The organism is Sphingomonas fucosidasi, from assembly GCF_036663855.1.
In the GTDB taxonomy this organism is placed as follows: domain Bacteria; phylum Pseudomonadota; class Alphaproteobacteria; order Sphingomonadales; family Sphingomonadaceae; genus Sphingomonas; species Sphingomonas faeni_B.
Window position 1 is genome coordinate 17,252 of record NZ_JAXOJR010000004.1, and the last position, 22,150, is coordinate 39,401.

The 22,150-nt window shown below is 66.6% G+C and carries 18 protein-coding genes; 7 read left to right on the forward strand and 11 right to left on the reverse strand.

Annotated elements, in window-relative coordinates; genetic code table 11:
- Nucleotides 1–11: 11 nt before the first annotated feature.
- The 3 genes from U1737_RS08480 to U1737_RS08490 form a co-directional block, all read right to left on the reverse strand.
- Nucleotides 12–2,426: a TonB-dependent receptor gene (locus U1737_RS08480; RefSeq protein WP_332796422.1), complete on the reverse strand. Its 2,415-nt coding sequence runs from the start codon at nucleotides 2,424–2,426 to the stop codon at nucleotides 12–14.
- A 72-nt stretch (nucleotides 2,427–2,498) separates the two neighbouring features.
- Entirely contained in the window at nucleotides 2,499–3,794 is a 1,296-nt protein-coding gene (locus U1737_RS08485; RefSeq protein WP_332796423.1) for an MFS transporter, read from the reverse strand.
- A 118-nt stretch (nucleotides 3,795–3,912) separates the two neighbouring features.
- Nucleotides 3,913–5,112, reverse strand: a complete 1,200-nt coding sequence (locus tag U1737_RS08490) for a TetR/AcrR family transcriptional regulator (RefSeq protein ID WP_332796424.1) — start codon at nucleotides 5,110–5,112, stop codon at nucleotides 3,913–3,915.
- Between the two features lie 436 nt (nucleotides 5,113–5,548).
- On the opposite strand from U1737_RS08490, the gene U1737_RS08495 reads away from it, so the two are divergent.
- The gene (locus U1737_RS08495) at nucleotides 5,549–6,085 is read left to right on the forward strand and encodes a hypothetical protein (protein ID WP_332796425.1); all 537 of its coding nucleotides are present in this window, start codon (nucleotides 5,549–5,551) and stop codon (nucleotides 6,083–6,085) included.
- Here the strand turns inward: U1737_RS08495 and U1737_RS08500 are convergent.
- The 4 genes from U1737_RS08500 to U1737_RS08515 are packed head-to-tail and all read right to left on the reverse strand — an operon-like array spanning nucleotide 6,082 to nucleotide 9,737.
- Nucleotides 6,082–6,792, reverse strand: coding sequence for a Crp/Fnr family transcriptional regulator (locus U1737_RS08500; protein ID WP_248520498.1), 711 nt, complete (start codon nucleotides 6,790–6,792; stop codon nucleotides 6,082–6,084). The two genes, U1737_RS08495 and U1737_RS08500, sit on opposite strands and share 4 nt — an antisense overlap.
- A 55-nt stretch (nucleotides 6,793–6,847) precedes the next feature.
- A complete protein-coding gene (gene cydX, locus U1737_RS08505; RefSeq protein WP_248520499.1) occupies nucleotides 6,848–6,970 on the reverse strand; it encodes a cytochrome bd-I oxidase subunit CydX in 123 nt (40 codons plus the stop codon).
- 26 nt (nucleotides 6,971–6,996) lie between these two features.
- A complete protein-coding gene (gene cydB / locus U1737_RS08510) occupies nucleotides 6,997–8,136 on the reverse strand; it encodes a cytochrome d ubiquinol oxidase subunit II (RefSeq protein ID WP_332796426.1) in 1,140 nt (379 codons plus the stop codon).
- Between the two features lie 14 nt (nucleotides 8,137–8,150).
- Complete coding sequence (locus U1737_RS08515; RefSeq protein WP_332796427.1) at nucleotides 8,151–9,737, reverse strand: cytochrome ubiquinol oxidase subunit I; 1,587 nt, start codon at nucleotides 9,735–9,737, stop codon at nucleotides 8,151–8,153.
- Nucleotides 9,738–9,858: 121 nt separating this feature from the next.
- Here U1737_RS08515 and cydD point away from each other — a divergent pair, with 121 nt between their 5' ends.
- Nucleotides 9,859–11,520: a thiol reductant ABC exporter subunit CydD gene (cydD, locus tag U1737_RS08520; RefSeq protein ID WP_332796428.1), complete on the forward strand. Its 1,662-nt coding sequence runs from the start codon at nucleotides 9,859–9,861 to the stop codon at nucleotides 11,518–11,520.
- Nucleotides 11,517–13,166 carry an amino acid ABC transporter ATP-binding/permease protein gene (locus tag U1737_RS08525; protein ID WP_332796429.1) on the forward strand — a complete coding sequence of 550 codons (1,650 nt, stop codon included), beginning with the start codon at nucleotides 11,517–11,519 and terminating at the stop codon, nucleotides 13,164–13,166. The genes cydD and U1737_RS08525 overlap by 4 nt, the downstream gene beginning before the upstream one ends.
- On the opposite strand, the gene U1737_RS08530 is transcribed toward U1737_RS08525, so the two are convergent.
- The 3 genes from U1737_RS08530 to U1737_RS08540 form a co-directional block, all read right to left on the reverse strand.
- On the reverse strand, nucleotides 13,153–13,368 hold the full coding sequence (locus U1737_RS08530; RefSeq protein WP_443027103.1) for a hypothetical protein: 216 nt from the start codon (nucleotides 13,366–13,368) through the stop codon (nucleotides 13,153–13,155). The genes U1737_RS08525 and U1737_RS08530 overlap by 14 nt on opposite strands.
- Before the next feature lie 55 nt (nucleotides 13,369–13,423).
- Nucleotides 13,424–14,122 carry an OmpW/AlkL family protein gene (locus tag U1737_RS08535; RefSeq protein ID WP_332796430.1) on the reverse strand — a complete coding sequence of 233 codons (699 nt, stop codon included), beginning with the start codon at nucleotides 14,120–14,122 and terminating at the stop codon, nucleotides 13,424–13,426.
- Nucleotides 14,123–14,733: 611 nt separating this feature from the next.
- A complete protein-coding gene (locus U1737_RS08540; protein ID WP_332796431.1) occupies nucleotides 14,734–16,458 on the reverse strand; it encodes a DUF885 domain-containing protein in 1,725 nt (574 codons plus the stop codon).
- A 401-nt stretch (nucleotides 16,459–16,859) separates the two neighbouring features.
- On the opposite strand from U1737_RS08540, the gene U1737_RS08545 reads away from it, so the two are divergent.
- From U1737_RS08545 to lysA, 4 genes are read left to right on the forward strand one after another with little or no spacing between them, the layout of a single operon-like run.
- Nucleotides 16,860–17,123: a hypothetical protein gene (locus tag U1737_RS08545; protein WP_332796432.1), complete on the forward strand. Its 264-nt coding sequence runs from the start codon at nucleotides 16,860–16,862 to the stop codon at nucleotides 17,121–17,123.
- Between the two features lie 13 nt (nucleotides 17,124–17,136).
- Nucleotides 17,137–17,652 carry a class I SAM-dependent methyltransferase gene (locus tag U1737_RS08550; RefSeq protein ID WP_332796433.1) on the forward strand — a complete coding sequence of 172 codons (516 nt, stop codon included), beginning with the start codon at nucleotides 17,137–17,139 and terminating at the stop codon, nucleotides 17,650–17,652.
- Complete coding sequence (locus tag U1737_RS08555) at nucleotides 17,649–17,915, forward strand: hypothetical protein (RefSeq protein WP_332796434.1); 267 nt, start codon at nucleotides 17,649–17,651, stop codon at nucleotides 17,913–17,915. The genes U1737_RS08550 and U1737_RS08555 overlap by 4 nt, the downstream gene beginning before the upstream one ends.
- A 17-nt stretch (nucleotides 17,916–17,932) precedes the next feature.
- Nucleotides 17,933–19,165: a diaminopimelate decarboxylase gene (gene lysA, locus U1737_RS08560; RefSeq protein ID WP_332796435.1), complete on the forward strand. Its 1,233-nt coding sequence runs from the start codon at nucleotides 17,933–17,935 to the stop codon at nucleotides 19,163–19,165.
- A 159-nt stretch (nucleotides 19,166–19,324) separates the two neighbouring features.
- On the opposite strand, the gene U1737_RS08565 is transcribed toward lysA, so the two are convergent.
- Entirely contained in the window at nucleotides 19,325–21,502 is a 2,178-nt protein-coding gene (locus tag U1737_RS08565) for a penicillin acylase family protein (protein ID WP_332796436.1), read from the reverse strand.
- Nucleotides 21,503–22,150: the final 648 nt, after the last annotated feature.

Sequence of the window (22,150 nt, forward strand, 5' to 3'; positions counted from 1 at the left end):
GATCGGTATCGTCAGAAACCGAATTTCACGTAACCACCGAGCGTCCGATACGCGGCCGGGGTGCTGTAATGGAGCAGGCCGAGCGTCCCGTAGATCTGGTAGCCGGTCGAGAAATACGTGTTGAACAGGTTGCGCGCGTAGACGCCGACTTCGACCGAGTCGTTGATCTTGGCGACGCTCAGGCGCGTGTTGACCAAGCCGTAGGCGGGGATGAACGAGTAGCTCGCGTTCGGCGTGGTGGTGCCGTCGGCGTTCTTGACCGGTGCGGCGAGCCAGTCGCCGAGCAGCGCGCCGGTGACGGTCTGCGTGCTGCTGCGATACGCATAGTCGATATGCGCCTTCACCTTGAGATCGGACGAAATCTCGGTGCCATAGTCGCCGTTGATCGTGAACGACCAGCGTGGCGCGTTGGTGAGACGCGTGCCGGTGTAGTTAGCGGTCGGGCTGGCGACGTAATCGGTGAACTTGGAGTCGTTGAAGGTCACCGCGCCGCCGATCGAGAAGTCGCGCACCGGCTTCACCGCCAGCGAAGCCTCGAACCCGCGCGAGCGAAGGCCGGGGGCGTTGCCGATCGCCGAGGCGAGGATGAAGCCGCCGATACCGGTGGTCACCGGGGTCAGGATCGTCGCCTGGAAATCGGTGTAGTTCGACGAGTAGACGTCGAAGTTGAGCCGCACGCGACGGTTGAGGAATTCGGACTTGATGCCCGCCTCCCAGCTTTTCACCGTCTCCGAGTTGTACGGGTTGTACTTGTTGCCGACGAAGGCGATGCCGCCCGGCTTGTAGCCGGTCGAATAGGTCGCATACAGCATCACGTCGGGGCTGATCGTGAACTGCGGCGCGATCCGATAGGTGAACTTGCCGCCATTCTTCGAGCCATTGCGAAAGTCTTCGGTCGGCGCCGCGCTGGCCGCGGTGAAGGTTGGAGAATAGCCGGTGATCGGTACCGGATCGGTGTCGAAATAGCCGATCGACTGACCGTTCCAGTCGTAATTATAGCGCCCGCCGAGCGTCAGGCTGAGCTGCGGGCTGAAGGTGAACTTGGTCTGGCCGAACACCGCGGCGGTCTCGTTGTACGATTTGAACCGCGCGGTGTTGCCGAGCAGCTTGCCGGTCACCGGATCGTTCGCGCCGGTGTTTGCGGACAGGGTGGGGCGGCCGACGCCGTTCGCATCGTAAACCGGCGCGCCGAGCGGGCCCCATTGCAGCTGCGTCTGCGTGGCGTTGAGCCTGTTGTAGAACGCGCCGACCAGATACTCGAAGAAATGTCCGGTCGACGAGGCGACATGGACCTCCTCGCTGAACTTGTTCGAGCGCAACCGTCCCATGTTGAACGGCAGATACGCGTTGACGTCGACCGGCAGCAGATCGGCGGGGGTGTCGTTGTCGTACACCGTCTCACGGTAGGCGGTGATCGAGGTCAGTGTGACGGCGCCGAGATCGTAATTGGCGTGGAGCGAGCCACCCTTGTTGGTCATACCGATCGAGCCGAGATAGCTGTCGAGCGAGTCGGTATTCTTCTCGCTCGCCACCACGCCGAGCGCGGCCATCTGCGCGGTGATCTCGGCGGAGGGCGCGAAGACCGATCCGGCGGGGCCGCCGACGGGCGTGCGGACCGACGTGTCGTAATGGCGGGTATATTCGCCCGCGAGGACGAATTCGAGGTTGTCGAGCGGCCGGTAGAGCAGCTTTGCGCGGACGCCGTATTCGTCGACGCGGTTGAGATTGCGGTTGAGCGTCACATAGCGACCGACGCCGTCCTGGCCCTGCTCGAACGCCGATACGCGCAGCGCGGCGGTATCGCTGATCGGCACGTTGACCGTCCCGTTGACGATGCGGTCGTTGCGCTCGCCATAGCTGCCGTAGAAATTGCCCGAGGTCTGGCCGATCACCGGATTGTTGGTGGTCAGCGAGATCACGCCCGAGGTCGAGTTCTTGCCGAACAGCGTACCCTGCGGCCCCATCAGTACGTCGACGCGCGCCACGTCGACCAGCCCGATCAGTCCATTGTCGCGCTGGTTGTCCATGACCACGTCATCGACGACGACGTTGACCGACTTGGCGTTGGAAAGATCGAACGACGAGCTGCCGACGCCGCGAATCTGGAAGGCGGCGCCCTGGGTCGGGTTATACTGCACGCCGGGGACGACATATTGCAGGTCGGTGAGGCCGATATAGCCGGTCTTGGCGAATTGCTCGCCGCTGACCGAGGTGATCGAGATCGGCACCGACTGCGCCTTTTCCAGACGGCGCTGCGCGGTGACGACGATGTCGGTCAGGCCCTCGCTGTCCTTGGCCACGTCTGGCGCCTGCGCGATGGGCTCGCCCGATTGGGGAGCAACCTGCGCATACGCGTGTTCAGCTACCAGGCCGCCAAGCAGCAAGGCCGTTCCCGTCATCAGATGTACGAGTTTCTGGATGTTCACTGCAGTTCCCCAATTGCCGTCGATCCAACGGCAGGCATGGCGGTTCTGTAGGAGCAGTCCGTGACAGGAGAATTACAGTTGTTCAGCGGCTATCAATTTCGATCCAGTTGGTGGCGATTTGCCCGAGGGGGTATTTGGCGTCGTTGTGCTGCGGGTACGGACTATCCGGATCGAGGCCACCATCAGCAGCACCGCACACAGGGCCGGCATGAGCTGCGCCGCTAAATACGGGTGTTCAGCGCCTTGTGACGTCGCCGGATCGAATCCGAACAGCCGATAGCCTGCGAACAACAATCCCGTCGCAAGTGCGCCGCATAGATTGAAGGGCAGGTGGAAGCCGGCATAATGCGCTGCGGCGCGCGCGTTCATATCGCCGGAGCGCGCCGCGAGATCGAGCCGCTCGCCGAGCAAGAGCCGCAACGCCATGAAGTCGACGGCGGATACCAGCCCGAACGATGCCGTCCAGAGCATCAGCGCCGCCGGCCGTCCGGCGGGAAGCGCGATCAGCGCGAGGGCGAGCAGCAGGTTGACCCAGAATACGGCTTGCAGTGTCCGCGCCGGCGGCACGCGTGTTCCACAGGCGATCGCCGCGGCGATGCCGATCGCGGCACAGGCCGACTGGACCAGGACGCCGGTCGGTCCCCAACCCGGGAGCGCAAGCGCGGTGCCGACGAGGTAGAGATAGGCCGTGCCGGTGACGGCGGTATGCGCGCCGTTGAGCGCGAACAGCGCAGCGAGCCGGCTATTCTCGCGATCGGCGAACAGCAGGCGTACCGGTTCCAACAGCGTGCCGCGGTGCCGCGCCCTTGCCAGCGGCGCGCGGTCGGGGACGAACAGGATCAGGCCGGCATGGGCCAGCGGGGCGCCGACAGACACCACCAGCAGGATCGCCGCGAACGGGGACCAGTGGCCGATGTGTAGCGCGCCGATCAAGGAAAACGCCACCGTGCCGAGAATTCCTGCAAGCGACCGCAGGCCGAACACGCGGGCGCGGCCGGCACCGTCCCGGGTCGCCTCCAGCGCCCACGCGCCGTGCGTCACGTTGCAGATCGCCCAGCCGACGACCAGCGCGACCAAGGCGAGAGCGACAAGCGGAAGGCTGCTCGCTCGATCGAGACACAGCATCGTCACACCGCCGGCGACGAGCAACGCGGTGCCGCACAGCATCCACGATACGCGCGGCCCGAACCGCCCCGGTCCGCGATCGCACAGCGCGCCGGCGATCATCTCCGCCGGGATTGCGGCGAGACCTGCGAGGATCACGAGCCAGCCGACCACCGCGATCGGCAAACCCAGATCATAGGAGAGATAGGCCGCGAGGAAGGTGCGTCGCGCGAGGTCATAGCCAGCGAAAACCCAGGTAGGCATCGATAGCGCCAACATCTGGCCGGCTGATGGCGCACTCCGTTTGGTTATGCCGCGGTCCACGCCGCCGTTTAGGCGGAAAATGTTCCCGTTCGATGACAGCGGCGCGAGAGCACGGCGCTCAGTCGGCGCGTTCGTCGTTCCAGGCATCGAGCGCCGCGAACGCGCTACGATAACACGTATCTTCCGGGAGGTTGCGGCTCATCGCGACCATTCGCATGCCGAACAGCGCGATCGAGATGACCTGTGCGGTCGCGCGATCAAACCCCGCATCCGCGCGCAAACCGAACCCCAGCGTTACCAGATCGGCGGCGCGGATATTCTCGCCGCGCCGTCGGCGCATGTCGAGCGCATAGGGCCGCAGGCTCGGCTCACGCACACTGGCCAGCGCGATCATCGACGTCGCCTTGACGAGATCGCGCGCCTCCGCATCGTCCCCCGGCGCGGTCCTGTCGGCACGTGCGCGGTCGCGTGTGCCGTGGAAACGAGCGATCACCGCATGGAGCCCCGCCACGACCAACGCCGCTCGGCCCCCGAAATGATAGACCACGGTCGATGCCGGCACCGCCGCTGCCAGTGCCACCGAGCGGTGGGTGACCGCGTCCATGCCGCGCGAGACGATGATCCGCGCGGCGCTGTCGGCGATGCGCTGGCGTTTCGGATCGTCGGGCATCGCGATGGGAAGATCGTCCGGTTCGAGCAGCGCGATCAGCCGTTCGATGGCGGAGCCGCGCGCGCCGCCGCGCGGCCGGAGCCCGTCGGCGAACCGTTGCAGGCACAGCACGCGTAACGACACGTAGGCGGGGTCTTCGCCTGCGCCGAGCGCAAACCCTGCCTCGTCGAGGACATAGCCCAGTGCGAGGTCGGCGAGCGTCGGGGAGCCGAACACCAGGGTCGACCAGAACGTGCCGGCTCGCGCGAGCCACCGATCGAGCATGCGCGACGGGGCCTGCTGCAACGCGCGATGATGGACGAGCTCGATCAGGAAGATCGCCTGCTGCCGCCCTGCGGTCATCCAGTCCCGGAACGCCAGATCCGCGAGTGCGGCGCGCACGGCATTGTCGCCCGGCGTTATCTGTGCAGCCAGGTCCGACCATCGGTCGAAGAAAAGCTGGTCGCGTTGCGCGGCATCATCGACGATACGGTCGATCAATTGGTCTTTGGTGCCCATCCGCGCCGAGATCGCAGCGACGCTGACCCCGAGGCTCGTCGCGAGTGGGCGCAGCGTCAATCCGGCAAAACCGGTGCGAACGATGATGTCGATGGCGGCATCGACGATCGCGTCCTGACAGATGCCTTCCCGGCTGACAGAGTCGTGCACGTCCACGCGGCTGGAGCTAGCGTACGGCGCGCACAACGTCACGACCGATCGCTGCGCTTTTTGCGGGCTGCCACCAATCCGGTTCGCTTACGGCGAGGTGTGTCGAGGACACCGACCGTTCAACCGAAAATTATGATGCATTAGACACATGAACGAACGGCTGGTTGCGGGATGCGCAATGCCAGTCGCCAACGTCCGCTACTGGTACCGCCGTTCGGGCTATCCGGTCAGCGTATGAAGAGGACTTCTCGACAGACCTGGTCACTTGGCTTTCGAGAGCAAGAATCCTTGTCAGTGGAGCCGCAGGGTATCGCTGATGATTGGCGAAGCTCCGCGACCGGGCCCGCGCGAGGGAGAAGTAGATCGCGTCGCCTGATTGACCGCGGTCAATGTCGCGCGCCAAAGCGCATGCGACCTAGGCTCATGGGGAGCCGCGATGATCGAGCATGACGAGTTTGCCGCGCGCGTCGTGCCGTTTGCCGGGCGCTGGCATGTCATCCACGAACTCGATCTGGCGCGGTTGATCGCCGCCCATGCACGGCTTCGCGACGTGTGCGATCGGCTGGAGGTATGCGCCGATGCGTTGCCGGGTTGGTTGCCCGATCCCGAGGTCGACGCGGTCTGTCATGACTTGCGTGCCGTCGTCGTCAGGCATCCGCGCGATGAAAATGCGGTGATCGATGCACTGTTCTCGCAGGGGCTTGGCGATCCGCTCACCGCCGCGGTGGTGGGGCGGATTCGCGCGCGTCATGTGAGTAATGCGTTTCAGGCGGACGATATACTTGCCGCCTTTTCCGGCGTCGCGACGCCGTGCGCGGAAGCGTTCGGCTATATGTTGCGGAGTTTATTCGACGGGGCCCGGCAGGCGATGGACTTTACCCAGCTCGCGATCCTGACGCTTGGCGCGGGGCGGCTTACGCGTGGCGCGCGCGAAATGCTCGTTAGCAGACTTTGCGAGCGCGGCGTGGTTTAGGCCGCCTCGGCGCGCCCCTGCAGCGCATCCGGGTCGGAGATCGTGATCGCGCGACCGCCGGGCAGTGCGATCACGCCTGCCGTCTTGAGCCGGGTCATCTGGCGGCTGACCGTCTCGATCGTCAGCCCGAGCACGTCGGCGATCTGTCCGCGCGTGAGGGGCAGGTCGAACGTCATCGGCCCATTCGGCGTCGCGCGACATCCGGTCGCGGTGGCGCGCGTGGCCATGTCGAGCAGGAAGCCGGCGATCTTCTCCTGCGCGGACTGTCGTGCGAGCGACAGAATCCGCGTCCGGGCGACGCCGAGCGCGGCCAGCGTCCGCTGCAACAACAACCGCTCCATCCGCGCGTGATCGTCCAGTACGCGTTCGAACGCGTCGCGCGGGAAGATGCACAGTTCGGACTCGGTCAATGCGGTGATCGTGAAATCGGCGTGGCCGGCATAGGGCTGGCCGACGAAATCGGCGGGATACAGCAACCCGACGATCTGTTCGCGGCCGTCGGGCGTCGCCGCCACCAGCTTGAGCACGCCCGACAACAGGTTCGCGCAGATGATGCTCTCGTCGCCCGCCCAGATCAGCGTCTGGCCGCGCGCGATCTTGCGGCGACGGCCAAGTGTATTCAGCGCGCCCAGCTCGACATCGCTGAGGCTGCTGCACAGCGCCTTGTCGCGGACCGCGCAATCCGCACAGATGTCGTGGTGAGCCATTGATCGAGTATAGTATGAAGGCGCACGATATCCGCGCGAATTATTTACGAGACCGTTATGAGTTTGCTTGCGCGTCGGCGTCGTCTTCGATCGGCAAATGGAACTCGTGCCAGATGCCGTTGAGGATGCCGAAGCCGACCGCGAGGCCGAGGCCGAGTACCCAGGTGAAATACCACATGATCAGATGTCCTTAGTGATCGGGGATCAGTAGAAATCGGGGTTGGTCGCGACCTCCCGCGTCGTCACGCGGCCGAACATCACCTTGTACGCCCAGGCGGTGTAGGCGAGCACGATCGGCAGCAGCACCACGGTGACGAACAGCATGATGCCGAGCGTCTTGGCGCTCGACGACGCGTTCCAGACGGTCAGGCTGGAATGCGAGTCGATGCTGGACGGCAGGATGAAGGGGAACATCGACAGTCCGACGGTCGCGATGATCCCGATCGCCGACGCCGACGACCCCGCGAACGCCGCGCCTTCCGATCCGCGCCGGATCCCGAACAGCGCGAGCGCCGCGCCGCCGAACCCCAGTGCGGGAGCGATCATCATCCACGGATACAGGGTGTAATTGGCGAGCCAGCCGCCGCGGGCGAGTTCGCTGGTGGTGCGCAACGGATTGGACGGGCCCGAGGGATCGATCGCGCCGACGATCCGGTAGCCGATGTCGCCATACGCGACGAACCCCCAGCCGATCGCGAACAGCGCGAGCGAGGCGAGTCCAGCGACCGTGCCGAACTTGCGCGCGCGGTCGTGGACCGGGCCGTGCTCGATCTTGATCGCCAGCCACGCGCTGCCGTGGAGCACGAGCATCGCGACCGACAACAGGCCGCACAGCAACGTGAACGGCGTGAACAGCCCGAGAAAACCGCCGTCGAAGAATGCGCGCAGATCGCTGTCGAGACGGAACGGCGCGCCCGACAGGACGTTGCCGACCGCCACGCCGAACACGAGCGCCGGCACGAACCCGCCGACGAACAGCGCCCAGTCCCAGCGCGAGCGCCAGGCGGGGTCCGGCCGCTTCGAGCGGTATTTGAACCCCACCGGCCGCAGGATCAGCGCCGCGAGGACGAGGAACATCGCGAGGTAGAAGCCCGAGAAGCTGATCGCGTAGACGAACGGCCACGCCGCGAAGATCGCGCCGCCTGCGAGGATGAACCACACTTGGTTGCCCTCCCAGGTCGGGCCGATCGCATTGATCACCATGCGCCGTTCGGCATCGGTGCGCCCCACGAACGGGAGCAGCGCCGCGACGCCTAGATCGAAGCCGTCGGTCAGCGCGAACCCGATCAGCAGGATCCCCATCAGCGCCCACCAGATCAGACGCAGCGTTTCATACTCGAACATCGTCGTGTCTCCTGTCAGGCAGCCAAGGGAAGGGGTGGGGTCGGTGTTTCGAGGATCGGGCCCGCAACCGGCTGTGGATCCTCGTCATGCTCGAACGGCCCTTTTCGGATCGTCGCGAGGATCAGCCGCACCTCGATCACCGCCAGCGTGCCGTAGATCGCGGTGAAGCCGATGATCGTCGTCCACAGCACGCCGCGGGTCAGCGACGAGGCGGCCAGGAACGTCGGGAGGACGCCCTCGATCGCCCAGGGCTGGCGACCGATCTCGGCGAGCATCCAGCCGAGCTCGATCGCGATCCATGGCAGCGGGATCGCGATGACGGCGAGCCTGAGGAACCAGCGCGTCTGGGTGTGCAGCCTGAGCGAGGTCAGCACGAATGCGGCGGCGAACAGCGCGATCATCAAGAAGCCGATGAGCGCCATGATCCGGAAGCTCCAGAACATCAGCGGCACGTTGGGGACCACGTCCCAAGCGGTTGCGGCGATCAGTTGCGGGCTGGCCATCCGCGGATCGGCGACGTGGCGTTTCAGCAGCAGCGCGTAACCCAGGTCGCGCTTGTGCGCCTCGAACCGCGCGCGTTGCGCGACGTCGGTGCGGTCGACCTTGAGATGCTCGACCGCGTCATAGGCGATGACGCCTGACGTAATCCGCTCCTGCGCCTTCAGCACCAGTTCGGACATCCCCGTCACCTCCTTGTCGAGGCTGCGCGTCGCGATCAGGCCGAGCACCCAGGGGATCCGTACCTCATACCGCGTCTCGCGCGCGGCCACGTCGGGCAGGCCGAACAGAGTCAGCCCGGCGGGGGCAGGCGCGGTGTGCCACGCAGCCTCGATTGCCGCGAGCTTCATCTTCTGGTTGTCGGTCAGCGCGTACCCGCTCTCGTCGCCGAGCACGACGACCGACAGCGACCCGGCGAGCCCGAACGCCGCGGCGACCGTCATCGAACGGCGCGCGACCGCGGTGTAGCGCCCCTTCAGCAGCCAGAAGGCGGAGATGCCGAGCACCACCACCGCGGCGCAGACATAACCGGCGCTGACGGTGTGGACGAACTTGGCCTGCGCGATCGGGTTGAACAGCACCGCGCCGAAGTCGCTGACCTCCATCCGCATCGTGTCGGTGTTGAACTCGGCGCCGGTCGGGTTCTGCATCCAGCCGTTCGCGACCAGAATCCACAGTGCCGACAAATTGGTGCCGAGCGCGACCATGAAGGTGACGATCAGGTGGCCGAGCTTCGACAGGCGGTCCCAGCCGAAGAACATCAGCCCGACGAACGTCGCCTCGAGGAAAAACGCCATCAGCCCCTCGATCGCGAGCGGCGCACCGAAGATGTCGCCGACATAATGCGAGAAATACGACCAGTTCGTGCCGAACTGGAACTCCATCGTCAGCCCGGTGGCGACGCCCAGCACGAAATTGATCGCGAAGATCCGCCCCCAGAACCGCGTGATCACGCGCCAGATCGGCCGGTTCGTCATCACGTACACGGCCTCCATGATGACCAGCATCATCGACAGCCCGAGCGTCAGCGGTACGAACAGGAAATGGTACAGGGCGGTCAGCGCGAATTGCAGCCGCGACAGATCGATGACCCCAAGGTCCATGATTAAGCTCCCCACAGTGCCGTCGACGGCCCTGTCTGGGTGCCGGGCTAGCTGCGGGCGGCGGCGCGAACATTGACCGCGGTCAAAGACGCGCACGGTTTCGGCCCTGCATGCGATCGGCATGAACAGCATCGCCAAAGACCGGACACTGGCATCGCGCGCCTATCTGAAGGGGGTCGTCGCGGACGGCGGCGGGGTGCGGCTTTCCACCAGCCTGCTTCTGCTCGACACCGTCGCAGCGATCGGCTTTGCGGCCGGCCTGGCCGGCGGCGTGGTTGCGGTTCCTCAGGGCGTCGACGCCATGCTGCCCTGGGCCCTGCTGGCGGGCGCATCGGCAGTCGGACGCGGTGCGTGCGCGATGCTGGCGGCGCGTGTTGGCGCGAGCGGCGCGTACCGGGCGAAGACGCAGTTGCGGCAGCGGATCGTCGATGCGGCACTCCACCGCGCGCCCGGATCGGACGCGACGACGGGCACGCTGATGAGCGCGGCGGTGGACGAGGTCGATGCGATGGACGGCTATGTGTCGCGCTTCCTGCCCGCGCGAATGGCGGCGTCGATCGCACCCCTGATCGTGCTCGCCGCCACCGCGATCGCCAGCCCGATCGCGGCGGCGATCCTGGTGGCGACGGTCTTTCCCTTCCTCGCGGCAATGATCCTCGCGGGCGGGGCTGCGGCGGACGAGTCCCGCCGCCAGTTCCTCGCGCTCGCTCGGCTGTCGGGTCTGTTCGCGGACCGGATCGGCGCGCTGCCGGTCGTGCTCGCCTTTCGTGCAGAGGAGCGCGAGGCGGCTGCGCTCGGCGATGCTGCGGAGGATCTGGCGCGGCGGACGATGCGCGTGTTGCGCGTCGCGTTCCTGTCGTCCGGCGCGCTGGAGTTCTTCGCCGCGCTGTCGGTCGCGCTGGTTGCCGTCTATGCCGGGTTCAATTTGCTGGGCTTGCTCCCGTTTCCGGTGCCGGAAAAGCTCGACCTCGGCCGCGCGTTCTTCGTGCTCGCGCTCGCCCCCGAATTCTACGCACCGATGCGGCGGCTGGCGGCGGCGTACCACGACCGACAGGCCGCGGAGACCGCGGCGGAGCGATTGGCAGCGGTGGAGAAGGCCAGAGCCGCGCCGCTCCCGGTCGCACCCGTCTGGTCGAGTACCGCGCCGGCGATCCGCTTCGAGTCCGTCTCGATCCGCTATGACGGGCAGGACCGCGCCGCGGTGTCTGACGTCTCGCTTGAGGTCCGGGCCGGCACGATTGTCGCGCTGGTCGGCCCGTCGGGCAGCGGCAAGAGCAGTCTGCTGCACCTTCTGCTGGGCCTCGCGCCCTTGTCCGGGGGACGGGTATCGATCGGCGACCATGACCTCGCCGAGATGGGCAGCCTTGCGCCGATCGCCGCTTGGATGGGACAGTCGCCGCTGATCCTGCCCGGAACGATCGGCTCGAACATCGCGCTCGCCGACCCCAGCGCGTCGATCGAGCGGATCGCCGAGGTGGCGCGGATCGCAGGGCTGTCACCGATGCTGCTCGCACGCGGCGGGTTGGGCGCGGTGATCGACGCCCGTGGGAGCGGGTTGTCCGGCGGGGAACGGCGTCGGGTCGCACTGGCGCGTGTCCTGCTGAAGCCGGCCCCCGTGGTATTGCTGGACGAGCCGACTGCGCATCTCGACGCCCCGTCCGAAGCGCATTTGATCGCGGCGATTGCGCGCGCCTGTACCGGACGCACCACGATCATTGCCACGCACAGCGCGAGGCTGGCTGCGATCGCCGACGTGGTCATCGACCTTGGAGCGCGGGCGTGACCGCGTTCGACACGCTGATCGCTGATGAGCGTCGCCGGCAACGCCGCGGCCTGTGGCGCGCAAGCGGTTATGCGGCGATCGTCGCGATCGCCTCGGTCATGCTGCTCGGGCTGTCGGGCTGGTTCATCACCGCCGCCGCGGTCGCCGGACTTGCCGGGACGATCGCCGCGCAGGGTTTCAACTACATGCTGCCGAGCGCTGGAATCCGCCTGCTCGCGATCCTCCGCACCGCCGGGCGTTACGGCGAGCGGCTCGCCAGCCACGACGCGGCGTTCGGCGCGCTGGCGCGCATCCGCCCGGCGCTGTTCCTCGGTCTCGCACGTGGTCCGGTGGAGCACGCGCTGGCGCTGACGCAGGGCGAGGCGACCGCGCGGATCGTCCAGGACGTGAACGTCGTCGAGGCGCAGTTCGTCCGGCTTTCCGCGGTGCCCAGCATGATCGCTGCGTCCGCGAGCGGCATGCTCCTATGTGCCCTGGGAGGGTTGCGGCCGGCAGTCGCGCTCCTGCTGTGTTTGGCTGGCCTGCTCACGCTCGCGACCGTGCTCGCCCGACGCCTCGAAGCACCGGGGCGCGAGGTACAGCGCGCGGGCGGTGCGTTGAAGGACGCCTTTGCCGGGGTGGCCGGTGCCGCCGCGGACCTGCGCTGCTACGGCGTCGAGGCGCAAGCGATGGCGGCGGTCGAGGCGTGCAGCCGGCGTCTCGCAAAGGCACAACGCGCGCAGGCCGGTGTCGCGGGCTGGTTCGAGTTCATCCAGGCGGTGATGCTCGGCGTGGCGGGAATCGCGACGCTGCTGCTCGCGGCCCCCGCGGGCGCGCCGATCGCGGCGTTGTGCGCGCTGGCGGCCGTCATGACGATCGACGGTGCGGGACCGGTGTTGCGCAGCCTGGGCCAGCGCAGCGCGATGCGCGAAGCCACCGCGCGGCTCGACGACCTGTTGCCCGGCGCCGTCGCTGAGGACGATGCGGTCGCGATCGACGCAGCGCCGTCGATCGACCTGCTCGGCGCGCATGTGCCCGCCGGCGCACGCGTCGCGCTGATCGGCGCATCGGGGACGGGCAAGACCACGCTTGTCGAACAGCTTCTCGGCCTGCGTGCGGGGAAACCGGGGACGGCGGCCATCGACGGCAGGGATATCGCGGGCATCCCGCTCGCGGTCCGCCGCGCGACGTTCGGCTGGGCACCGCAGGACGCCGCGCTGTTGGCGGGCACGATCCGCGACAACCTCGCGCTCGGCGACCCGCTGGCCGACGATGCGGCGATGTGGGCGGCACTTGCCGACGTCGCGCTGGGCGACGTGATCGCCGCGCTGTCGAAGGGCCTCGACAGCTGGATCGGCGAGCACGGCGTCCGCCTGTCGGGCGGTGAACGACGGCGGCTGGCGCTGGCGCGGGCCTATCTCGTCCGCGCGCCATGGCTGGTGATCGACGAACCGACCGAAGGGCTCGACGCCGACACCGAGCACTGTGTCGGCGAACGGCTGTGCGCCCGGCTAGCAAGGACAGGGCAGGGGCTGGTGATGGTCAGTCATCGACCTTCGATGGTTGCGCTCTGCGACCGCCACATCGTGGTCGCGCCTGATCCTGTTGTGATCGTCGCGCTACCCACGGATACCGTGCCGCAACGGCGTCGGTCTAGCCGAGATTGAAGACTGTCGGGCTCTTCGCCGGCCGTTCGACGCGGCGATAGAGCGTCCTGAACACGCGTTCCCAGGCGAAGTCCGTGATCCCGAAATTGCCCGTCTCGTCATGGAAATGATGGTCCATGTGGCGCGTGTTCATCACCGCCAGCCAGGTGACCCGCGGCTTGTAGGGAAGGTGCTGGATGCGTGGAAGAACGCGTAGAAGCACGTGTACAGCAGCGAGCGTCGCCAGAACGGGCGCTCGCGTGCCACCGGAAGAGCGCTCACAATCGAATGCCCAGCCCGACGCCGAACACCAGGGGATCGAGGCTGATAGCGACGCGCTGCGTGCCGGCCGCCGTCGTTCGCAGCCGCGCGGTCGTGTCGATGTCGATGTATTTGACGTCGAGATTGAGGAACATTCTCGGCGTGATGTCGATGTCGACGCCCGCCTGCGCAGCCCAGCCGAAGCTGTCCTTCATGTGGACGTCGGTCGATCCAACCGCTGCGACGAGCCCGTCGGACGCCTTCTCGTTCCAGAAGATCGTGTAGTTCACGCCGGCACCGACATAGGGCCGGATCTTGCCTGTCGGGTTCAGGTGATATTGCGCGGTCAGCGTCGGCGGCAATACCCAGGTCGAGGCGAGCTTGCCGATCGAACCTGTCGTGCCGGTGCGGCCATCGGCGTGATGCTTGGTGGTGGATGCGATCAGCTCGAAGCCGATGTGATCGGTCGCCATATAGGTGATGTCGACCTCGGGCATGAAGCTGTCGTCGACGCGGACATGCTCGCCGGGAAAGGCGGGCAGGATGCTGCCCGATTTCTCGTTGGGCGCGACCAGGATCGTCCGGACGCGCAGCAGCACGTCGCCGGCGGCGATGCCCTGGCGCGGTATCGCGTCGGTCTGGGCGACTGCTGGCGCCGCCGCTGTCATGACGGCACATGCCGCACCGATGGCGAGGCTCTTGATCGACGATGTCATGGTGCGGCTCCTGTAATCCGATGCCGTCGGGCTAGGCGCACGTCGCCGCGCGGGCGTTGACCGCGGACAAGGATCGAGTTGACCGCGGTCAAAGTCGTCGCGCCGGCGGCCGCCCGCGTCGCGGTTCGCCAGACTGGTGGAGTGTATCACGTCCAGCGTCCGGTGCGACGATCCCGTGCTTTCGGTCGAGATCGACCCGCGTGGGTTCACCGCAGAATGGGCCGCAATACCCGGCGGCGTCCACGTCTCGCGCATGAGGGTGGGCGTGGAGACGCTCGATCCGACGATCGAGGCCGCGGTTGGCTCGCAGTGTTCGCTCTACCACGCTTCGGCAGAAGAGGGCGTCGATGCGCGCACCGTCGCCGAGCCGATCGGTAAAGGTACCGGACTGCGGGGCCGCTCGGTCGAAGACGATGACATCCAGCATTACTGCGGCTGGATGTCACCCGTTGCTGCACTCGATATGATCGCATCGAGTATTTGGTCGCAGGCACGGCTTGGATGGACGCCCACCGGGCGGCATGGCCGATCTTGTAGCTGCACGCCTGCCCGGGCGAAACGCAATAGCGCGCGACTTTGCGCGGCGAGCGCCCGGGACGAAGCGGATCGTGTCAGCGCGATTTCTCTGTCGCGATCCACGTCATCATCTCGGCCTCCATCGCGGGCAGGGGGACTGAGCCCATGTTGAGCAGGGCGTCGTGAAAGCGGCGCTGGTCGAAGCGGTCGCCCAATTCCGCCTCCGCTTTTGCGCGCAGCGCGCGCATCTTCATCTCGCCGAGCTTGTAGGCGAGCGCCTGGCCCGGCCAGCTGATGTATCGGTCGACTTCGATCTCGACGTCGAGCTTCGCGAGCGCGGTGTGTCCGGCGAGGTAGTCGATCGCCCGCTGCCGGCTCCATCCCATCGAATGGATGCCGGTGTCGATGACGAGGCGCGCGGCGCGCCACATCTCGAAAGTCTCGCGACCGAATTCCTCATACGGCGTGCGGTACATGCCGAGCTTGGTGCCGAGCCATTCCGAATAGAGCCCCCAACCTTCGCCATAGCCCGAGAAGTACGTCTGGCGGCGGAAGGCGGGGCGGCTGGGGGCTTCCAAGGCCATTGCGGCTTGATGGCTGTGACCGGGGACGCATTCGTGCAGCGTCAGCGCAACGATGTTGTAGAGCGGGCGTGACTTCAGGTCGTAGGTATTCATGAGGCATGCGCCGAGCCCACCGCGACCCGAGGTGTAGACCGGCGCGATCGCGTCGGGCACCGGCTGGATGGTGAAGCGGTAACGGGGAAGGGTGGTGAAGACGTCTTTCAGCCGACCGTCCATCCGCTTCGCCACATAGGCCGAGAAGCCGAGCAACTCGTCGGGGGTTCGGGCGTAGAATTGCGGGTCGCTGCGCAGGAATGCGAGGAAGTCGGCGAAGCTGCCCTTGAAGCCGGTGGTCGCGATCGTCGCCTTCATGTCGGCGTCGATGCGCGAAACTTCCTTGAGGCCGATCTGATGGATCGCCTCCGGTGTGAGATCGAGGGTCGTGTATTCGCGGATCTGGCTTTTGTAGAACGATTCGCCGTCGGGCAGTGCAGCGGCGCTGACCGTCGTGCGCGTGCCGGGCAGGTAGGTGCCGCGGTAGAAGACGAGGAGCTTCGCATAGGCGGGGGCCGCGGCGGCATCGACCGCAGCCAGTCCCTCGGCGCGCAGCGTCGCCTGCTGGCTCGCCGGGATCGAATCGGGCATCGTCTTGAACGGTTCGGCGAGCGGGTTGTCGGCGCCCGGCTTGGTGAAGGCGGCAATGGTCGCATCGCGCCCGGAGAGCGACACGCGCGGTGGCGTGAAGCCGCGCTTCAGTCCGGCGCGCATGTTGGCGATGTTCTGGTCGAACCAGCGCGGCACGTCCTTGAGCCGGCCGATGTAGCGGCGATAGTCGTCGGCGGTCTCGAGCGGGGCATAGGGCTTCACTTGGCCCCAGAAGTAGGAATCGCTGTTGAGCGGCGCCTCGTAGGTGCGGAAGTCGATGTTCGCGACTTCGCCGCGGAGCGATTCCTCGAGGACGGCGGCGTTCAATCGCTCTTCGGGCGAAAGTTGCGTCGCGGGAATACGCGCGATGCGATCGAGAACTGTGCTCCAGTAGGTGCGCCGGCGCGCCCAGTCAGCGGGGGCGACGGCGGGGAAATGATCGTCGGACTTGCTGCGCAAGCCGTCCGTAATCTGCGCGAACTCCTCCTGTCGCCATCCCCATTCGGCGTCGTAGATCGCCTTGAGCTGCGCATCGGCCGCGCTCGGCTGGGCCCACGCCGTTGCTGGAGCAAGTGCGAGAAGCACCGTCGCCGCGACATATTCAAACCTCATCGTGTCCCCTTTGGTTGCTGCAGTCGTATCTGCCCCGGTCGGCAAGGGAAAGCGCGCCGGCTTCACTTTGGTCGGCCGCTTGAAATTCGACGGTATGGTGTCCTCGTTGCCGCTTCCCGTCAGCTATGGATGAACGAACGGCGCAAATTAGGAAGCGCTTAGATCAGGCTGAGCGTCTGCAACTGGGCCGTTCCGTTCATCGAACTGGTCGAACATTGTGGTCTGTGAACGCTAACCGATCGTAAGATACGAGCGAATTGCGTGGCGGGAACGCGGTGAACCGAGTGCAACGCTATGCGCGCGCTATGCGATCGGCCGGGATCGATCTCGAAGCGCTATGCCGTACCTCGTACATCGGGGGGCGGGCAGGACGCTCGTGATACGAAAGGCACTGAGGCGAAATGTCGTCTGACTCCATATCGGAGCCCGATTCTACCGGGCTCGTCATCTATGTCGGCCAGGATCGCGCAGGCCATTGGCTGGTCCAGGACAGCAGGCGAAACCTCGAAGGCCGCTTCATCTCCTATGGCGCCGCGATGGCCTATGCGCAGGCCGAGCGGGATATCTACCAGGCGAGCGTCGAGATCGTCGATGCGCCGCTCACCCCGCTGGTGTCCTTTGCGCCGGTCGGGCGCGACGAGCACGCGCTGCCGCGTGCGGCTTGATCGGGAGATTGCGATGAACGTCCATGCTCTTCCCGTCGGGTTGCGGACGGCGGTCGGCGGGGTCCCGTCGACGTGTCCGTCGCGGCACCCGTCAAAGGCCGCCGTGCAAGACCCGCGCTGGCCCTGGATAGCGGCCGCCCTGTCGGCATTGCGTACGAATGGCCGACACGCGGTGCGGATCGTCGATGGCCAATGTGGTGTCGGGACGCTGCTGTTGCAGGCCTTGGCGGAGGCGCGGCGGCTCGGCTTTACGGCGATCGAGGGACGCGGCATCGACCGGTCGCCGCCGTTGATCGGCCGCGCGCGGTCCGCCGCGCACCGCGTCGTCGACCCGGCGATCGGTGTGGACTTCGTGGTCGCGGACATGGTCACGGCCTTGCGCGACGAGCAGGACCTGCCCGCCGATATCGTGATCTGCCACGAGCTTCCGCGGGAGCGACAGCCTGATGCGAGGCTTATGCTGCCCAAGGCCGGGCGGATCGTCATCGACGATCGGGCTGGATCGCACGATCGGGACATCGCGGCATGACCAGGCGCGATATTGCGTGGCGTACGGTCGGGTTGGTCATGGCGGCCGGGGCCTGTTGGGTCGCGACGGCAATGAACGGGTCGGCGCTGGCGATGCTGGTGTTTCCGTTCGCGCTGCTCGGCCTGACGCTGATGGTCAACGGCAAGCGCGTGGCGGTGGTGCTGCGGGCCGAACGTCACGGCCATGGGCATACCGCCGAAGCGATCCACGCCGTGCGCCTCCGTCGCACCCGCCGGCGCGCCCACCCACCGCATTCCCGATAACCGGACACCGACCACTCATGACCTATTTCAGCCCGCGGGACGGCGTCCTGTGCGCCGAGGGCGTGCCGCTGCCCGTCATCGCCGAGGCGGTGGGAACGCCCGTCCATGTCTACTCCGCCGCCGCGCTGCGCGATGCGGCGCAGCGGTTCAGGTCGGCGCTGTCGATCCTGCCACGCGTGCGCGTCGCGTTTGCCGTCAAGGCGAACCCGAACCGCGCGGTGCTGCACCTGCTGGCCGGGTGCGGCTTCGGCGCCGACATCGTCTCGGGCGGCGAGATGCGGCGCGCGCTCGACGCGGGGATCGCGGCGTCGGACATCGTCTTTTCGGGCGTCGGCAAGACCGACCGCGAACTCGCGGATGCCCTTGCTGCCGGCGTCGGCCAGTTCAACCTCGAACTGGAGGAGGAGGGGCAGGTGCTCGCCGCGCTGGCCCAGGCGCGGGGCAGGCGCGCGACCGCGGTGCTCCGCGTCAATCCCGACGTCGATGGCGGCACGCACGCCAAAATCTCGACGGGGCGGCGCGGCAACAAGTTCGGCGTGGCGATCGCCGACGTGCCCGCGATGTACGATCGCCTGTCGCGCCTCGAAGGTCTCGACCTGGTCGGGGTCGCGTTGCACATCGGCAGCCAGCTTCGCGATCTCGCGCCGCTGGAGGAGGCCTATGATCGGATCGGTCGGCTGGTGGCGGACTTGCGCGCGCGCGGCCATGTCGTCAGCCGCGTCGATCTCGGCGGTGGCCTCGGCATCCCCTACCGCGCCGACGACATCGTTCCGACGGTCGACGCCTATGCCGCGATGGTCGAGCGGGTCACGCGCGACTGGGATGTCGAACTCACGTTCGAGCCGGGGCGGGTGGTCGCAGGGCTCGCCGGCGTGCTGCTGACGCGGGTGATCTGGGTGAAGCCGGGTGCCGACCATCCGTTCGTGATCGTCGATGCCGCGATGAACGACCTGGCGCGGCCGGCGCTGTACGACGCCTTTCACCGGTTCGAAGCGGTCATGCCGGACGGGGAGCGGATGGTCGCGCCGATCGCCGGCCCGGTCTGTGAAAGCGGCGACGTGTTCGCGGTCGCGCGCGACATCGACCGGGTCCGTCGCGGCGACCTCGCCGTGCTGCACGCCACCGGCGCCTATGGCGCGGCGATGGCCTCGACCTATAATTGCCGCGCGCTCAGCCCGCAGGTGCTGGTCGATGGCGACCGGTTCGAGATCGTCGCCGATCGCTATCTGCCCGAGGAATTCGCCGCATAGACGCGGCGGCGGGGATCACGTCAGGCATATGTGGACCCGGTCGTTCACTGTCGTGAACAGAAAGCGCCACGAGGATCGTTCTTGATCGGCGACGCTCTGCGAGAGTGGATACCGGGTGCCCATGGGCCGGGCTGACGAGCACCCCGCGTGACCGCGACGTCACCCGCCTGGGCGGTAGCTGCGCTCGACGTGTCCCTTGAGGTCTTCGGGATGGAAATAGACCGGGCGCAGCTTACCCTCGGCATAACGCTGGGTCTGATCGGCGAAGTGCGGTGACGCCGGGTCGCCGCTCTGGCCGCCGGCCATCACCGCCATCGCCTTCACCCGCGGGCCGAACTCGACGACCGCGACGAAGCTGTTGCCGCTGGTGCCGTAATAGCGCTTCGTGCCGGGCCAGGGCTTCGCGCCGAACGACGCCAGGCTGCCCCATTGTGCCGAGGTGAACGGCACCGAGATCGACGCACGCGCGTCGTCGAAATGCGGCTGGATCGCGTCGTCGAGGCGTTGGAAGCGGTTGATCTGCTGCCACGGCGTGCGCCAGTCGCCGAAGTCGCGCGTCAGGCGGGCGACCGCGGCGGACAGCGCGGTAAGCTTGGCGTCGGGCGACACGCGCGCGGCGATGTAGTCGGGCACGTTCAACCGCTCGGCCTGTGCGAAGCTGCCGACCTCACGCCACAACTGGTCGCCCCAGAACACCGCCAGGCTGGTCGCGACCGAGTCGTAGCTCCAGCGGTGATCCCATTGCTTCAGCACCGCGATTGGCGCTGCGAGCGACGCCCGCCGAGGATCGCGAGCGGGTAGCGCGTCCCAGGCCTCGACCAGTCCGGGCAGCAATCGGGCGAAGGCGGGCAGATAGGAATCGAACGCGGCGGCGCGGAGCGTGTCCGGAGTCCAGCCGCGTTTGCCGGTCAACAGCAGGTCGGCATGGACGCCTCTCGCATTGCCGCCGACCTGGTCCATGTACCGCGGATAGTCCGCCGCCTTGGGGCTGTCCGGCCCCGCCGCGCTCCAGGGCCAGTCGTTGGTGTTGTGCGCCCAGCCGGTGCGTGGGTTGGCGACGCTCGGCAGGCTGGCGAGCGTGTGGAGCCCGTGCCAGTCGGTCGCGGGATCGCTGCCGTCGACGGGACGGGTGTAGTCGAACCGGTCGCTGAACTGCGGCATCAGGAATGCGATCTCGCCCTTGTCGTCGGCGAACAGCGTGTCGTTCGACGAATTCGCCTTCCGCTCGGCGACCGCGATATAGCTTGCGAGATCGGTCGCCTTGGTCCGCAGATAGCTTTGTTCGAGCGCGGGCACGGGTTTCCACATCAGCGCAGTCGCGATCCAGCGCCCGGCCTTGATCGCGACGATCGGCCCGTGATGCGTGGCGTAGGTGATGAAGCCGCGTTCACCCATCGTGCCGTCGGCTCGGCGATAGCGTATCGTGACGGCGCGGGTCGTGACCGGGCGGACTTCGCCGCCGTAGCGATAGGTATAGCGATCACCGGTCCGCGCGATCCGCTCGGCGAACTCGTCGATATTGTCGACCGTCGCGGAGGTGTGCATCCAGCCGGCCTTGGCGTTGAAGCCCTGATACACGAAGAACTGACCCCAGGTGCTGGCGCCATACGCGTTAAGGCCTTCGTCGCTCGTCATCTGTGCCTCGGAGCGGAAATAGAAGCTGGTGTGCGGATTGATCAGCAGCAGCGCGCGACCGTTCGCGGTCAGGCGGGGCGCGATCGCGATGCCGTTAGACCCCGATGGCTCGCGCGGGACCATGCCGCGTTCCTCCGGGGAGGGCGGGGTTGGCATGCCGTAGAAGGTCTTCAACTCACTGAGCGAGATGCGTTCGATATCCCCGCCGATGCTTCCTTCGGTGAAGCTGAGCGCCATCCAGGGCTCGAATCGATCGAGGACTTTCGGTTTGGTCTGTGGATGCGTCGCCAGATAATAGTTCAGCCCATCTGCCCAGGCGTGCATCAACGTCCGCAACCAGGCCGGGCTGGCGGCATATTGGCGCTTCAGGTCCGCGGGATCGACGAACAGCCGCTGGCGAAGGTCCGCCCAGACCGCGTCTTCGCCGTCCGCTTCGGCGCTACGCCCGAGTGCGGTCAGGTAATTCGCCTCGATCCGCGCGAAATCGTCCTCCGCCTGCGCGTAGATCAGCCCGAACACCGCATCCGCGTCCGATTTTCCACGAATATGCGGGATGCCCCAGTCGTCGCGCGCGATCGTGACCCGTGCGGCCTGCTCCTGCCACCGTGCCATCTCGATCGGTGGGGAACCCGGCGCTGGCGCCGTCGTCAGGAGGGCCAGCAGGATCACCGGATTGCGCGCGTGCCGAAGAAGCTTATCCATGTGCGCAGCGTAAGGCGAGAATTGGCGAAAGACCATGCGGTGGCTGACGGAGCTATCCGCTATCGACCGGATGCTGGCGGCGGTGCGCCGTGCGACGCTCAGCCGCGTCGAGATCATGGCGGTTATGGCAACGGCGTGCGACGCGGGCCGGCCAGTCGCTGTCCATGCTGCGACCACCGAAGGTATGCGTCGTGCGATCGCCGCGGGGTCGATACCATCGAGCACGGCTATAGCGGCACGGCCGCAATCTGCGCAGGCATGGCGACCAAGCGGTTCGCGCTGTGTCCGACACTCGCCACAAAAAGCAAAGTTAATGCCAAATCGTAACATGCGCGTCACAAGCTTCACGCATTAAACCTCAAGGACGTTCGGGGTGATTGGGGATATGATGGGTTTTAATATTGTCTAGTTGTCGACGTTTTTAAGACAACGGGCAGAGCGGGCCGACGATACGTTGCACGCACCGTGCTTGCCACTGCAATACGGCGGCGGCGATCGGTATCTGATCTGCTCGATCAGCGGTTCTCGCGTTATCTAGAGATCGCGCATCTCCGCAAGTGAAATGCCGTTCAATCAAAATCTATCAATATCTCGAACTCATCGAGTTCGGGCGCGCGATGTCGCACGTTTGGCGCTCAGCGCCGGCGT